At 73.1% G+C, this 14,903-nt stretch carries 13 protein-coding genes; 4 read left to right on the top strand and 9 right to left on the bottom strand.

Annotation, left to right across the window (positions count from 1 at the left end):
* The first annotated feature begins 19 nt into the window (after positions 1–19).
* Positions 20–1,603 carry an MDR family MFS transporter gene (locus ACIP84_RS10850; protein ID WP_401797173.1) on the top strand — a complete coding sequence of 528 codons (1,584 nt, stop codon included), beginning with the start codon at positions 20–22 and terminating at the stop codon, positions 1,601–1,603.
* A gap of 94 nt (positions 1,604–1,697) precedes the next feature.
* Here ACIP84_RS10850 and cseC read toward each other — a convergent pair whose 3' ends face one another.
* The 6 genes from cseC to ACIP84_RS10820 all read right to left on the bottom strand — a co-directional run bounded on the left by cseC (position 1,698) and on the right by ACIP84_RS10820 (position 6,985).
* Positions 1,698–3,014, bottom strand: a complete 1,317-nt coding sequence (gene cseC / locus ACIP84_RS10845; protein WP_355962760.1) for a two-component system sensor histidine kinase CseC — start codon at positions 3,012–3,014, stop codon at positions 1,698–1,700.
* 44 nt (positions 3,015–3,058) lie between these two features.
* On the bottom strand, positions 3,059–3,763 hold the full coding sequence (cseB, locus tag ACIP84_RS10840) for a two-component system response regulator CseB (protein ID WP_355962763.1): 705 nt from the start codon (positions 3,761–3,763) through the stop codon (positions 3,059–3,061).
* Between the two features lie 43 nt (positions 3,764–3,806).
* Entirely contained in the window at positions 3,807–4,565 is a 759-nt protein-coding gene (locus ACIP84_RS10835) for a hypothetical protein (protein ID WP_355962766.1), read from the bottom strand.
* Positions 4,553–5,125 (bottom strand): SigE family RNA polymerase sigma factor, encoded by a 573-nt coding sequence (locus tag ACIP84_RS10830; protein WP_073907804.1) that lies wholly within the window; start codon positions 5,123–5,125, stop codon positions 4,553–4,555. The genes ACIP84_RS10835 and ACIP84_RS10830 overlap by 13 nt, the downstream gene beginning before the upstream one ends.
* Before the next feature lie 156 nt (positions 5,126–5,281).
* A complete protein-coding gene (locus tag ACIP84_RS10825) occupies positions 5,282–6,280 on the bottom strand; it encodes an A/G-specific adenine glycosylase (RefSeq protein WP_355962770.1) in 999 nt (332 codons plus the stop codon).
* A gap of 33 nt (positions 6,281–6,313) precedes the next feature.
* The gene (locus tag ACIP84_RS10820) at positions 6,314–6,985 is read right to left on the bottom strand and encodes a phosphatase PAP2 family protein (protein ID WP_355962772.1); all 672 of its coding nucleotides are present in this window, start codon (positions 6,983–6,985) and stop codon (positions 6,314–6,316) included.
* A gap of 247 nt (positions 6,986–7,232) precedes the next feature.
* On the opposite strand from ACIP84_RS10820, the gene ACIP84_RS10815 reads away from it, so the two are divergent.
* Positions 7,233–8,102, top strand: a complete 870-nt coding sequence (locus ACIP84_RS10815) for a hypothetical protein (RefSeq protein ID WP_355962774.1) — start codon at positions 7,233–7,235, stop codon at positions 8,100–8,102.
* A 90-nt stretch (positions 8,103–8,192) separates the two neighbouring features.
* Here the strand turns inward: ACIP84_RS10815 and disA are convergent, their stop codons facing one another.
* Together disA and radA are read right to left on the bottom strand one after the other, a co-directional pair.
* Entirely contained in the window at positions 8,193–9,317 is a 1,125-nt protein-coding gene (disA, locus tag ACIP84_RS10810) for a DNA integrity scanning diadenylate cyclase DisA (RefSeq protein WP_030324225.1), read from the bottom strand.
* A gap of 257 nt (positions 9,318–9,574) precedes the next feature.
* Positions 9,575–10,978: a DNA repair protein RadA gene (radA, locus tag ACIP84_RS10805; protein ID WP_355962778.1), complete on the bottom strand. Its 1,404-nt coding sequence runs from the start codon at positions 10,976–10,978 to the stop codon at positions 9,575–9,577.
* A gap of 160 nt (positions 10,979–11,138) precedes the next feature.
* On the opposite strand from radA, the gene ACIP84_RS10800 reads away from it, so the two are divergent.
* Complete coding sequence (locus tag ACIP84_RS10800; RefSeq protein ID WP_355962780.1) at positions 11,139–12,929, top strand: BACON domain-containing protein; 1,791 nt, start codon at positions 11,139–11,141, stop codon at positions 12,927–12,929.
* 161 nt (positions 12,930–13,090) lie between these two features.
* On the opposite strand, the gene ACIP84_RS10795 is transcribed toward ACIP84_RS10800, so the two are convergent.
* Positions 13,091–13,918, bottom strand: a complete 828-nt coding sequence (locus ACIP84_RS10795) for a hypothetical protein (protein ID WP_401797165.1) — start codon at positions 13,916–13,918, stop codon at positions 13,091–13,093.
* A 41-nt stretch (positions 13,919–13,959) separates the two neighbouring features.
* On the opposite strand from ACIP84_RS10795, the gene ACIP84_RS10790 reads away from it, so the two are divergent.
* Entirely contained in the window at positions 13,960–14,892 is a 933-nt protein-coding gene (locus ACIP84_RS10790) for a Ppx/GppA phosphatase family protein (protein WP_355962784.1), read from the top strand.
* Positions 14,893–14,903 lie beyond the last annotated feature (11 nt).

The raw sequence follows: 14,903 nt of genomic DNA, 5'->3' as shown, positions 1-14,903 counted from the left end.
CGGCAAGTAAGGGAAGAAGATGACGACGCAAGCCACAGCGACACCGGCACAGGGGGAGACGGAACCGCAGCCACGCAGCGTCCGCGTCGTCCTGCTCGCCCTGATGATCGCGATGCTCCTCGCGATGCTGGACAACATGATCATCGGCACCGCGATGCCGACCATCGTCGGCGAGCTCGGCGGCCTGGAGCACCTCTCCTGGGTCGTCACCGCCTACACCCTGGCCACCGCCGCCTCGACCCCCCTGTGGGGCAAGGTCGGCGACATGTTCGGCCGCAAGGGCGTCTTCCTCACCTCGATCGTGATCTTCCTGATCGGTTCGGCGCTCAGCGGCATGGCCCAGGACATGGGCCAGCTCATCGGCTTCCGCACCGTCCAGGGCCTCGGCGCGGGCGGCCTCATGGTCGGCGTGATGGCGATCATCGGCGACCTCATCCCGCCCCGCGAGCGCGGCAAGTACCAGGGCATGATGGCCGGCGTGATGGCGCTCGCCATGATCGGCGGACCGCTGGTCGGCGGCACCATCACCGACCACTGGGGCTGGCGCTGGTCCTTCTACATCAACCTGCCGCTCGGCGCCGTCGCCCTCGCCATGGTCACCACCGTCCTGCACCTGCCGAAGAAGAAGCGCGCCACGGGCACCCGGATCGACTTCCTCGGCGCCGCGCTGCTGACCGTCGGCATCACCGCGATCGTCCTGGTCACCACCTGGGGCGGTACGGAGTACGCCTGGGGCTCGGCCACCATCGTCGGCCTCGCCGTCGGCGGAGCGCTCTCGCTCGCCGCCTTCCTCCGGGTGGAGACCCGCGCGAGCGACCCGATCATGCCGCTGCACATCTTCCGCAGCCGCAACTTCACGCTGATGTCCCTGATCGGCTTCATCACCGGTTTCGTGATGTTCGGTGCGGTCCTCTACCTGCCGATCTTCCAGCAGTCCGTCCAGGGCGCCTCGGCGACCAACTCCGGCCTGCTGCTCCTGCCGATGCTGCTGTCGATGATGGTCATCTCGCTGGTCGTCGGCCGCTTCACCACCAGCACCGGCAAGTACAAGATCTTCCCGATCGTGGGCGGCGCGCTCATGACCGTCGGTCTCTTCCTGCTCTCCACGATGGACACCGACACCTCGCGGCTGATCTCCGGCGTCTACATGGCGGTCCTCGGCGCCGGCATGGGCTTCCTGATGCAGATCACCATGCTGGTCGCCCAGAACAGCGTCGAGATGAAGGACATGGGCGTCGCCTCGTCGTCCACCACCCTCTTCCGGACGCTCGGCTCCTCCTTCGGCGTCGCGATCATGGGCGCGCTCTTCACCAGCCGCGTCCAGGACGAGATGGCGGCGCGCGGCGGATCCGGCCTCACCGAGCGGACCGCCCAGCTCGACGCGGCCAGCCTGGCGAAGCTGCCGGAGGCGCTCCGCGAGGCCTACCAGCACGCGGTCTCGACGGGCACGCACGGCGCTTTCCTGGTCGCCTCCGCGGTCTCCGTCCTCGGCCTGGTCCTCGCCTTCTTCGTCAAGGAGGTGGCGCTCCGCGGCGCCGGACCCGCGCCGGCCGCGAAGGCCGCCGAGGGCGACGACAAGGTGAAGGTCGCCGAGACGGTCTGACCACCTCCTGAGAGGTGCGTGCGTGCGGCGGTGGGGCCGGTCCTGACTCAGGACCGGCCCCACCGCCGTACCACCGCCGCGGCGGCAGGCATGTTCAGTCGGCCGGCCGCAGGATCGGGAAGCTGCCCGTGTTCGTCGGCGCGTGGTCCGGCAGCCACAGCACCGCGATCGCCCCGCCCACCCCGTTCGGCGCCGCCTCGGAGGCCACGTTCCGGAAGGTCAGCCGCGCGCCCAGGACCCGCGCCTGGCCGGACGCGATCGTCAGGCCCAGGCCGTGGCCCTGGCCCGCGCGGTCGCTCGTGCCCGTACGGAAGCGGCTCGGGCCCTCCTTGAGCAGCGCCTCGGGGAAACCGGGACCGTGGTCGCGGACCCGCACTACACGGCCCTCGACGGTGACCTCCACCGGTGGCTTGCCGTGCTTGGCGGCGTTCGCCAGGAGGTTGCCGAGGACGCGCTCCAGGCGCCGCGGGTCGGTGTTCACCCACGAGTCGTGGACGACCCGGACGACCACCTCGGGATCGAGGGCCCGCACCCGCCGCTCCACGAACTCCCCGAGCGCGATCTCCTGGAGCTCCGCCCGCTCCGAGGCGCTGTCGAGCCGGGCCACCTCCAGCACGTCCTCGACCAGCGTCCGCATTGCCTGCGCCCGGTCCCGTACGAGCTCGGTCGGACGTCCCGGCGGCAGCAGCTCGGCCGCCGTGAGCAGCCCGGTCACCGGGGTGCGCAGCTCGTGCGCGATGTCCGCGGTGACCCGCCGCTCGGCCTCGATCCGCTCGTTGAGGGCGTCGGTGAGGGCGTCGACCGCCCACGCCAGGTCGTCGGTCTCGTCCCGTACGACCCCGCCGACGGCCTCCCTGACCCGGACGTCGGTGTTCCCCTGGGCGACCCGGCCGGCCGCGACGGCGGCCTTCCGCAGCCGCCGCGAGAGCTGGCCGCCGATGAGCACGCCGAGGGCGCAGCCGCCGAAGACCACCGAGACCGAGCCGATGACGAGGGCACGGTCCAGATCGTTCATGATCGTCGCGCTGCGGTCGGCGAAGGGGATGTGCAGCGAGAGCACGTCGCCGTTGGCGAGCGGCACCGCGGCCCACACGTCGGGCGGCCCGCCGTGCCGGTGCTCCTGCACGAACGTGCCGCGCCGCTTGTCCCGCATCAGCTGGTCGAGCTGGCTGGGCAGCGACGGGTCGTTGATCTTGGTGCCGAAGCGCGGTTCCTTCGGCTTCGACGTCTCGTACATCCGCTGCGCGAAGAGCAGTCGCTCCATCTGCACCTCGCGCGCGTTGTCGAGCATCGAGATCCGGGCGGCGTTGTGCACGACGATGCTCAGGGTGACCGCGATCAGCGCGCCGACCGCCGCGATGGCCACGGCGATCTTCCAGCGGACGCCGGTACGGAGGGGAAACGGCTTCACCGGTACGTACCCGTCTCGGGGGGTGTCGTGTGGATCATGCCGCCCTAGCTCTTGAGCTTGTAGCCGAAGCCGCGGACCGTCTCGATCCTGTCCTGGCCGATCTTGGCGCGCAGCCGCTGGACGTGGACGTCCACGACCCGGGTGTCGCCGCCCCAGCCGTAGTCCCAGACCCGCTCCAGGAGCTTGTCGCGGGACAGCACGGTGCCCGGCGCCGACGAGAACTCCAGGAGCAGCCGCATCTCGGTCGGCGTCAGCGCGACCGGGGCCCCGCCCTTGCGGACCTCCATGCCGTCGGTGTCGACCTCCAGATCGCCGAAGGCGAGGAGCCCGCCGCCGTCCGGCCCCTCCTCCCCGCGCTCACCGGCGCCGGGACCGCCCGCGTGCCCGAAGCGGCGGAGGACGGCGCGGATCCGGGCCATCAGCACGGCGCCGTCGAAGGGCTTGGTGACGTAGTCGTCGGCCCCGGCCTCCAGGCCGAGGACGACGTCGATCGAGTCGGCGCGCGCCGACAGCATGATCACCGGCACCGTCGACTCGTCGCGGATGCGGCGGCAGAGGCTGACCCCGTCCATGCCCGGCAGCATCACGTCGAGCAGGGCGATGTCCGGCCGCTGCGCCCGGAACGCGTCCAGGCCGGAGAGTCCGTCGGGCATGGCCGTGACCCGGAAGCCGTCCCGCTCGAGGGCGAGCTGGGTGGCCTCACGGATGACATCGTCGTCCTCGACGAACAGGACATGGGTTTCGGCCATCGTGCGTGCCCTTCGGATCTCTCTGCTGGTGGGGGTGTACGGCTCAGTTGGCGGGGGGCTCGCTCGGCGCGGGCTCGACGACCTCGCCGTCGCCGACGGCCCGGCTGTAGTCGTTGTGCACCCAGTCGTGCTGGGTGAACCTGTTCCCCGACCAGCGGTACGTGATCACGTCCTCGCCCGAGGGATACGCGACCGGGTCGCCCTTGGCGTACACCTGCTTGGTGACGACGAGCTCGCCCCGGTCGATCGTGGCGTAGACGGCGGCGTCCTCCGCCATGAACACGTTCTCGTACCCGCCGTTCTGCCTGCGGTAGACGTATGTGCCGATGCCGACGGCATCACCGCAGGTCATCACGTTGACGACGACGTCGGGCGCGGGTGAGTCCGTGAGGTTCCCGTACGAGGCGTCGACCGGGTACGCGTCCGCGACACAGGGCTTCAGATCGGTCTTGAACCGGTCCTCGATCTTCGGATCGGCCTTGAGCAGCTCGATCGGATCGACCCGCTCGGCGGACCGGAGGTCGCCGTCGGCCGAGGGCGAGGGGGTGGGCGCCGCGGCCACGTCCCTGGTGGCGGCCGCCCCCTCGTCCCGGGAGCCGGTGCCGCCGGTGGAACAGGCGGCCATGGACAGCCCGACGGCGACGAGCCCGGCCGTCGCCGTGATGCTCGCCGCCTTGGCGGTACGGCGCCGGCGGCGCCGCCCGGTTCCGTACCGGTCGTCGCCGCCGGGGCCGCCACCGCTGTCGATGTCGCCTTCGCCGTCGTGTCTTCTGCCGTCGGCTTCGCCGTCTAGGCCGCGCACCGCTCCCGCCCCCGTTCGTCGCCTCGTACGCTCGTCCGCTCTCCGGTCCGCCCCAGGGCGCGGGCGTCGAGATCACGGCTCTCCAGCTCCTGGCGGAGCCGGGCGAGCGCCCGGTGGAGCGTCGACTTCACGGTACCGGTCGACATGCCGAGCGCCGCCGCCGTCTCCTCGGTGCTCATCTGTTCCCAGTGCCGCAGGACGACGACGCTGCGCTGCTTCGGCGCGAGGACCTTCAGGATGTCCATGAGGAGGGCCCGGTCGGCGTGCTGTTCGGTCGGGTCGTCGACGCAGGCGTCGGGCAGCTGCTCGGTGGGCACCTCTTCGAGCTTGCGGGAGCGCCACCACTCGGTCCGGGTGTTGATCATGACCCGGCGGAGGTAGGCGTCGGCCAGGGACTTGTCGGCGATGCCGTCCCAGCGGCCGTACGTACGGGCGAGGGCCGTCTGCAGGAGGTCCTGGGCGTCGACGGGGTCGGCCACGAGACGACGTGCACTGCGCAGCAGCGCGTCCTGCCGCGTGCGTACGTACTCCTCGAAATCGAGCACCTCGCCATGCCTCATCCGAACCGCCTCCGAACCCCGTGACCTGCTTCGTTCCTCGTGTCGTCGATGACGCTACGGAGCGGTTGTCACGGGGCTGTGCGGGGCAGCCGTCGGTGGACGCACGGCTACCCATCGGTTGTGTAACAGCGGGATGAGCGGCGGTCGGCGCCCGGATCAGGCGACGGGCAGCCGGTAGAGCCCGTCGTCCAGCGGTTCGACCAGGCCGTCGGCGACCAGGCCGTCAAGGGCCCTGGCCCGCTGCACCGGCTCGTCCCAGACCTTGTCCAGGACCGCCTGCGCCACCGGTTCGGTCGACTCCCGCAGCACCGCCAGGAGCCGCCCCCGGACCTGCCGGTCGGTCCCGGCGTACGTCTGGCCGCGGCGCGGCGGGCCGTCGTGCGCGGGCTTCCCCGAGAGCCGCCAGGCGCACTGCCCGGAGATCGGGCAGCGGCCGCAGTCCTCGTTCTTCGCCGTGCAGACGAGTGCGCCCAGTTCCATGGAGGCGGCGGCCCAGCGGGAGGCCGTCGCCTCGTCCGCCGGCAGGAGCGCGCGGGCCAGCCTGCGCTCCGCGGCCGTCGTCGCGTTCGGCGGGTACTGGACGCCCGACGCCGCCCGCGCGAACACCCGGCGCACATTGGTGTCCAGGACGGCGTGCCGCTGCCCGTACGCGAAGGAGGCCACCGCGGCCGCCGTGTACTCGCCGATGCCGGGCAGCGCGAGCAGCTGCCCGTGATCGCGCGGCACGTCGCCGCCGTGCCGTTCCTTTATGGCCACGGCCGCCGCGTGCAGCCGCAGGGCCCGGCGCGGATAACCGAGCCGGCCCCAGGCGCGGACCGCCTCACCGGGGGCGTCGGCGGCCAGATCGGCCGGGCGCGGCCAGCGCGCGAGCCACTGCTCGTACACCGGGAGCACCCGGACGACGGGCGTCTGCTGGAGCATGAACTCGCTGACCATGACACCCCAGGCCCCGGCCTCGGGGTGGCGCCAGGGCAGGTCGCGGGCGTGCCGGTCGAACCAGGCGAGGACGGGCCCGTGCAGCTCGGCGGGGGGTGTGGGAAGAGCGGGGGCCTCGAAGGCCGCGGAGGCCGCGGGGGCCTCGGCGTCATCCAAGGCCCCGGGGGCTTCGGCGGCGGCGGGGGCGGCAGGCGTGAGAGGAGCGTCGATGGAAGTCATGGCACCTCCGATCCTGGCACGTCCCCGACGCGATCAGTACGCGCCGTGGCGGGCGCGCGGGGGGTCCTCGGCGCGCGCGGGGGCGTGAGCCCGGGGCCCGCGCCCCGCGCACCACACCACGGCCGAGCTCCGGCTCGACCGGGCCGTCTCCACGAGGGCGCCCACCGGCCGCACCGCCGCCCGCATCACGAGGAAGGCGACCAGACCGCCGAGGAGCAGACCGACGGTCACGTCGTGCGGGTAGTGCACGCCGACGAAGACCCGGGAGAACGCCATGAGCAGCGCCATCGGCACGGTCAGCCAGACGATCCCGCGCCAGGAGAGGGCGAGCGCGATGGCGGCCGCACCGGCGATGGCCGAGTGGTTGCTGGGGAAGGACCAGTCGCCGTACGGCGGGCACGTGACGAGCGAATCGGGCGCCCCGAGGACGGCACGGCACGGACGTTCCTCGTCGACCAGCGACTTCAGCGACTCGCTCACCACGTACCCGGTCGCCGTGGCGAGCGGGGCGAGCAGAGCGAGCGCCATCGCCCGGCTCGAACCTTCGCGGGAGCGCCACCAGCCGGCCAGGAACAGCGCGCCGAACAACAGCAGTCCGGCCTCGGTCCAGACCTCGGCGAGCCACTGGAACCAGTGGGGGGTCGCGTGGGCGAAGTCGGCGACATCGAGATAGAGCCGGTCGGAGAGGTCGAGGAGGGTGTTCATGGTGGAAGACGCTAACCGGAATCCGGAGTCCGCCGCCCCGGGCCAACGGCCAGAGCTACCCCCGACGAAAGTGGGGGTGCTCGCGATTCGCTCCGGTTCCCGCCGGTTTCGGGTGGGCCGCGCGAGTTCCGGAGCACCCTTCCGGGAAAAGTTCCCGGAACCGACGGATGTGATCATCGGCAAAACTTGATGTCTCGGGCGGCGGGTGGGGCGGGAGTTGGGCCGGATCTCTCGTAAGGTTCGGGTCGTGGGATCTTTGCGCAATCCGGTCGGGCCGCTTCCCTCCACCATCTACTGGCGACGGAGGGCGGTGGCGGCGTGCCTGGTGGCGCTTCTGGCGCTCCTCGCCGTCTGGGCCGTGACCTCCGGCGGCGGGGGTGGCAAGAAGACGAACGACGGGGCCAACGGCGCCTCTTCCACTCCTCCCTCCATCACTCCGGGCCCCTCGGGCACCGGGGAGGCGATCAGCCAACAGCCGGGCGGGCGCGACGAGTCGGACGACTCCGGCGACAGCGGTGACACCACCGGCGGCAGCGCGGGACCGGGCGACTCGGCCGGCTCCGGCACGGACCCGGGATCGGGCACCGACGCCGGTACGGACGCGGGTACGGCCGCCGGAACCGACGGCGGCGGAAAGAACGGCGACACCGACGGCGCAGGGGGCGACGGAGGCGCGGGCACCGGTGCGGGACAGCAGGTCCCGGCCGACTCCCCGCTCCCGAACTGCCCCGCCGGAGCACTGCAGTTGACGCTCCGCAGCGCCAAGGTCAGCTACGAGGCGGGGGAGAGGCCCCGCTTCCACCTCGTCGCCAGGAACACCTCGAAGGCCGCCTGCAAGGCCGACTTCGGGCCCCGCGCCGCCGTTCTGACGATCAGTGACAAGCAGGACGACGAGGTCTGGTCCTCGGCGGACTGCCCGCGCCCCGGAGACCCGGTCCTGCTGCGCGTCCCCGCGGGCGCCACCGTCACCCACACCGTGGAGTGGGACCGGGGGCGCAGCGCCCCGCAGTGCGCCACCGCCCCGGCGGGCCAGGCCGCCCCCGGCACCTATCTCGTGGAGGCGACGATGCCGGGCGCGAAGGTGCTCCCGGCCTCGTTCACGCTCGCCAAGGACTGACCGGCCGACGCCGGCGAGGTGCCGAGCGGTCGGGGGTCGAGGTGCCGAGCGGCCGAGAGGTCGAGCGGTCGAGGTGTCGAGCGGTCCGTCCTAGACGTACCGCTCCAGGATCGAGGACTCCGCCAGCCGGGACAGGCCCTCGCGCACGCTGCGGGCGCGGGCCTCACCGACGCCGTCCACGGTCTGGAGGTCGTCCACACTGGCCGCGAGCAGCTTCTGCAGCCCGCCGAAGTGCTCCACGAGACGCTCGATGATGGCGCCCGGCAGCCTCGGCACCTTGGCGAGGAGCCGGTAGCCGCGCGGCGAGACGGCCGAGTCCAGGGTCTCGGGCGAACCGCTGTAGCCCAGCGCCCGCGCCACGACCGGCAGTTCGAGCAGCTCGGTGTGGGTCAGCGCGTCCAGCTCGGTGAGCGCCTCCGCGACGGTCCGCGAGCGCTTCGCCGTGGGCTCCGGCACGTAGTCCCGGATGACCAGCTCGCGCTCCGGCTCCACACCCGCGATCAACTCGTCCAGCTGGAGCGAGAGGAGCCGTCCGTCGGTGCCGAGCTCGACCACGTACTCGGCGATCTCGGTGGCGATCCGGCGGACCATCTCGAGCCGCTGCGCGACGGCGGTGACGTCCCGGACCGTGACCAGGTCCTCGATCTCCAGCGCGGAGAGCGTGCCGGCCACCTCGTCGAGCCGGAGCTTGTACCGCTCCAGGGTCGCGAGCGCCTGGTTGGCCCGGGACAGGATCGCGGCCGACTCCTCCAGGACCCGGCGCTCACCGTCCACGTACAGCGCGATCAGCCGCATCGACTGGGAGACGGAGACCACCGGGAAGTTGCACTGCTTGGAGACCCGGTCCGCCGTGCGGTGCCGGGTGCCGGTCTCCTCGGTGGGGATCGAGGCGTCCGGAACGAGCTGCACGCCCGCGCGGTGGATCTTGGTGATGTCCTTGTCGAGGACGAGCGCGCCGTCGAGCTTGCACAGCTCACGCAGGCGCGTGGCGGCGAACTCGACGTCCAGCACGAAACCGCCGGTGCACATCGAATCGACCGTCTTGTCGAGGCCGAGCACGATGAGACCGCCCGTGTTGCCGCGGAGGATCCGCTCCAGGCCGTCACGCAGCGCGGTGCCGGGCGCGACGGCGCTCAGCGCGGCGCGCATCAGCGCTTCGTTGCCGGAGCCCGCGCCGGACTTTCCAGGAGCTGCTGCCCCGTCCTTGGCTGCCACTGCTCTCCTCCGGCTCGTACGGATGGGCGAGACCAGGGCAAAGTCTAGCGACACCACCCCGCCGCCCTCCGCCCCCGACCGATCGCGGTGGTCCGAAAGGCGTCCCCGCCCCGACACGGACCTAACCCTCCGCGTCTTTGCGAAGCGTACGGAGCGAACCGTCCGCACGGTGTGAACATTCGGCGTCGACCGCTCCGGGTCCCTCCGGCCGGGGCCTCCGACGAGGGCCGAGCCGCCCGTACGCGCTGGCGCGTCCCCTACTTCTCCGCCCCCTCCGGCGCCTTCGCGCGGCGGCTGCGCGGGAGCACCCGCAGCGCGTCGCCCATGTCCGCGACCTCCGTCACCTTCATGCCGGGCGGCACCTTGCCCGGGTCCGAGGGGACCAGCGCGTGCGTGAAGCCCAGCCGGTGTGCCTCGGCGAGCCGGCGCTGGACGCCGGTCACCCGCCGGACCTCGCCGGCGAGGCCGACCTCGCCGATCGCCACCAGGTTCTTCGGCAGCGGGGTGTCGCTCGCCGCGGAGGCGAGCGCCAGCGCGATCGCCAGGTCGGCGGCGGGCTCGGTGAGCTTCACGCCGCCCACGGTCGCGCTGTAGATGTCCCGCTTGCCCAGCGCGCTGATCCGGCCTCGCTGCTCCAGGACCGCCAGCATCATCGAGACCCGGGAGGTCTCCAGACCGGAGACGGTCCGGCGCGGGGACGGGATCTGGCTGTCCACGGTCAGCGACTGGACCTCGGCGACCAGCGGGCGGCGGCCCTCCAGGGTGACCGTCAGACAGGTGCCCGGCACGGCCACGTCACGCCGGGTCAGGAAGAGCCCGGAGGGGTCGGCGAGGCCCGTGATGCCCTCGTCGTGGAGCTCGAAGCAGCCGACCTCGTCGGTCGCCCCATACCGGTTCTTCACGCCCCGGACCAGCCGCAGGCGCGCGTGCCGGTCGCCCTCGAAGCTCAGCACGACATCGACCAGGTGCTCCAGGAGCCGGGGGCCGGCGATCGCCCCGTCCTTGGTGACGTGGCCGACGAGGAGCGTGGACATGCCGCGATCCTTGGAGGCCCGGATGAGCGCGCCGGCGACCTCGCGGACCTGGGCCATGCCACCGGGCGCGCCGTCGATCTCGGGGGAGGCGACGGTCTGCACCGAGTCCATGATCAGCAGTGAGGGCTTCACGGCGTCGAGGTGTCCGAGGACGGCCGACAGGTCGGTCTCCGCGGCGAGGTACAGATGGTCGCTGAGGGCGTTGATCCGGTCGGCGCGCAGCCGGACCTGGCTCGCGGACTCCTCGCCGGTGACGTACAGCGTGCGGTGCTCGTCGCTGGCCGCCTTGGCCGCCACGTCGAGCAGGAGCGTGGACTTGCCGACGCCCGGCTCGCCCGCGAGCAGCACGACGGCGCCGGGCACCAGGCCGCCGCCGAGGACCCGGTCCAGCTCGTCGACCCCGGTCGAGCGGGCGGTCGCCTGCCGGCCGTCGATCTGCCCGATGGGGAGTGCGGCGGTGGAGACCCGGCCGGCCGCGGTCGTCCGGACGGCGGGCGCGCCGTACTCCTCGACCGTCCCCCAGGCCTGGCACTCGGGGCAGCGGCCGAGCCACTTGGCCGTCTGCCAGCCGCACTCGGTGCAGCGGTAGGACGGCCGGTCCTTGGTCGATTTCGTACGGGCAGCCATGTCGCCACCGTAGCGGCACCCACCGACAGCCGACGCCGAGTCTCCACCAGCCCACGGAATGTCAGATTCCTGTCCTCTTTCGAGCGATACCTTCACCCGTAAGAATGAGAAGAACGCAACCGGTACGAAAAGCGCCCCCTGTGCTGCCTACGGTCGACCGGTGACGAGCAGCAGGCTGGAATCCCCCGCACGCACCACCGGCGCACACCGCGCCACGGACCAGGGACCGCGCACGCTCGGCCGGAGGCCCCCCGCCCGCTACGAGGCCGCCCTCGACGGTCTCTTCACGTACTGCCTCTCCGTGCTCTGCGACCACGACACGGCCACCGCCGTCCTCGGCGACGTCCTCGCCGTGGCCGAGCGCCACCACGGCCGCTGCCCCTCGGACGAGGACGGCCGTACGGCCTGGCTGTACGCCCTCGCCCGCTGGGCGTGTCTGCGCAGCCTCGGCGAGCAGCGCCGCCGACGCCAGGGCGCCCACACCGGGCGCCCCGCCGTCACCGCCCCCGAGCCGCCCCGGGTCCCCGAGGAGACCGCCGAGCGGCGCCGCACCGAACTCGCCAGGCTCGCCTGGCCCGAGGCCGCCGGCACCACACCCGAGCAGCGCGAGGCCCTGGAGCTGGCCGTACGCCACGGTCTCAGCCACCGCCAGGTCGCCGCCGTGCTCTCCCTCGACCCGCTCGCCGCCCGCGAGCTCCTCGCCACCGCCGGCTGCGAGGTCGAGCGCACCCGCGCCGCCCTCGCCGTCGTCGAGACCGGCAGCTGCCCCACCGTGGCCCGGCTCACCGGCGACCACCAGGTACTCCTGTCGGCCGCCCTGCGGGCGGAACTCGTCCGGCACGTCGACGACTGCCCCCGCTGCCGGAAGGCCGCCGAGCGCGTGGGCGCCGCCGGCCCCTGGCCCGGCGCCGGAGCGCTGCCGCAGGCCCGGCTGCCGCTCGTCGAGGCGCCCAGGGCGGCGGCGTACATGGCGATGCTGCACGTCCCCCGCGCGCGTGCGGGCGCCCCGCGCTTCTCGCCGACCGGCTTCCCGATGGACCCGAAGGACCATGTGGCCCGCCGCGACCGGCTGCGGGCCCGCGCGGTGACGACCACCGTCGTCGCTGCCGTGGTCGCCGCACCCGTCCTCGCCCTGTGGACCTCCTACCGTGGCGCCCCGGTCGCCGACACGAGCGCCCGCGACGGATCCCGGATCAGCGCGCGCGAGGCCGACGAACCGGACGGCCCCGACGGCCGCCCGTACGACCACTACGAGAACGCGGGCAACGCCCGCACCACCCCCGAGCCCCGCTTCACCCGGGGCAGCCGCGCCCCCGACGTCTCGGTCGAGGTGCTCAGCCCCGGCGGCCCCACCGGCCCCGCGGGCCCCGGCGCACCGGGGGACCCCGGCGCCGGCTGGATCACGGTCTCCGCGCGCGGCCACGGCGATCTGACGCTGCTCACGCTCACCGCCTCCGGCGGTTCCCCCGTCGACTGGTCGCTGTGGACGGACGCGCCCTGGCTGTACGTGAGCCGGGCCTCCGGCACCCTCCGCCCCGGCGAGACGCTCACCGTCACCGTCCGCGTCGACCACGGCCGTGAACCGCAGGGCGCGTGGAGCGCCCGGATCGGGGTGAACCCCTCCGGTGCGGTGGTCAGGATCGACGGACGCGGAGAGACCGCGCCGCCGCCGGTCGTCGTCGACCCGGTGACACCCCCGCCGACCACGACCGAGCCCACCACCCCGCCGACGAGCCCGCCCACGACGGAGCCGACCACGCCGCCGCCGACGACGGAGGAACCGCCGCCGACGACCGAGCCGACTGACCCGCCGACGAGCCCGCCGACCACGGAGCCGACCACGCCGCCGCCGACCACGGAGGAACCGCCGCCGACGACGGACCCGGGCCCGACGGAACCGACCACCCCGCCCCCGACGACGGAGGAACCGCCCCCGCCGTCATCGTCCTGAACTCGGCCGGGGCTCCGGACGGGGCCCGTCCAGGACTCCGTCCGGGACTCCGGACAGCGCCCCGGCCGGGACTCCGTCCGGGACTCCGGACGGGGCCCCGGCCGGGACTCCGTCCGGGACGCCCGACAAAACCCCCGGCCCGGCACCGGCGCTTCGAGACGCTAGCGCTTCGGGTCGGCCGGGTGCGGCGCCACCAGCGGCAGCTGCGAGGAGAGCCGCGCCTCGCACAGCCCGGCCAGGACCTCGTACGCCTCCCTGCCCATCATCTCGGTGAGCTCGGGCCGGTACGTGACGTAGACCGGCTCCCCGGCCCCGTGCGCCGACGTCGCCGACGTGCACCACCAGTGCAGGTCGTGACCGCCCGGACCCCAGCCCCGCCGGTCGTACTCACCGATCGACACCTGGAGGACCTTCGTGTCGTCGGGCCGCTCGATCCAGTCGTACGTGCGTCGCACCGGCAGCTGCCAGCAGACGTCCGGCTTGGTCTCCAGCGGCTCCCTGCCCTCCTTCAGGGCCAGGATGTGCAGCGAGCAGCCCGCGCCGCCCGCGAACCCCGGACGGTTCTGGAAGATGCAGGAGCCCTCCCAGCGCCGGGTCTGCCGGTCGCCGTCCTCGTCGAGCTGGGTCCAGCCCGAGTCCGTACCGACGTCGTGGAACTGCCACAGCTCCGGCGTGAGGCGCGCCACGTGCGTCGCGACCCGCTTCTCGTCGTCCTCGTCGGAGAAGTGCGCGCCCAGCGTGCAGCAGCCGTCGTCGGCCCGGCCCGCCTGGATCCCCTGGCAGCCGCTGCCGAAGACGCACGACCAGCGCGAGGTCAGCCAGGTCAGGTCGCAGCGGAAGATCTGCTCCTCGTCGGCCGGGTCGGGAAACTCGACCCACGCGCGCGCGAAGTCGAGGCCCTTCTCGTCCGGCTCCACGCTCCTGCCCTGCTTCTTGGCACTCATGACCGCACTGTCTTTGCCCGGTTTCGCCTTTTTCGTCTTTGGCACAAGTCCAAGCGTATGCGGGTCGGCGCAGTAGCGTTCCGCCCATGAGACTCGGAGTCCTCGACGTCGGTTCGAACACCGTGCACTTCCTGGTGGTGGACGCCCACCCCGGCGCCCGGCCACTGCCCGCCCATTCCCGCAAGGCGGAACTGCGGCTCGCCGAACTTATCGACGAGAAGGGCGCGATCGCGCCCTTCGGCGTCGAACGGCTCATCGCGACCGTCCGGGACGCGCTGCTCGCCGCCGAGGACAAGGGCTGCGAAGAAGTGCTCCCGTTCGCGACCTCCGCGGTCCGCGAGGCGACCAACGCGGACGCCGTCCTCGCGCGCGTGAAGGACGCGACGGGCGTCGACCTCCAGGTCCTCACCGGTGAGGAGGAGGCCCGGCTCACCTTCCTCGCGGCCCGCCGCTGGTTCGGCTGGTCCGCGGGCAAGCTGCTCCTCCTCGACATCGGGGGCGGCTCCCTCGAAGTCGCGTACGGCATCGACGAGGACCCCGGCACGGCGGTCTCCCTGCCGCTCGGCGCGGGCCGGCTGACCTCCGGCTGGCTGCCGGGCGACCCGGCCGACGCCGCCGACGTGAAGGCGCTCCGCCGGCATGTGCGCGCGCAGATCGCCCGTACGGTCGGCGAGTTCAGCCGGGCCGGCCGGCCCGATCACGTCGTGGCCACCTCCAAGACCTTCAAGCAGCTGGCGAGGATCGCCGGCGCCCCCGGCTCGGGCGAGGGCCTGTACGTCGCGCGGGTCCTCACCCGCGCGTCCCTGGAGGAGTGGGTCCCGCGCCTCGCCGGCATGACCGTTCCCGAGCGCGCCGCGCTGCCGGGCGTCTCGGAGGGCCGCGCCGGACAGCTCCTCGCGGGCGCGATGGTGGCGGAGGGCGCGATGGACCTCCTCGGCGTGGAGGAGCTGGAGATCTGCCCCTGGGCCCTGCGCGAGGGCGTCATCCTGCGCCGCCTGGACCACCTGCCGGAGGCATAGGGCGAAACGGC

The sequence above is a fragment of the Streptomyces sp. NPDC088707 genome (assembly GCF_044752725.1).
GTDB lineage: Bacteria > Actinomycetota > Actinomycetes > Streptomycetales > Streptomycetaceae > Streptomyces.
The sequence above is the reverse complement of the archived record's forward strand: the minus strand, read 5'-3'. Positions and strand labels throughout refer to the sequence as shown.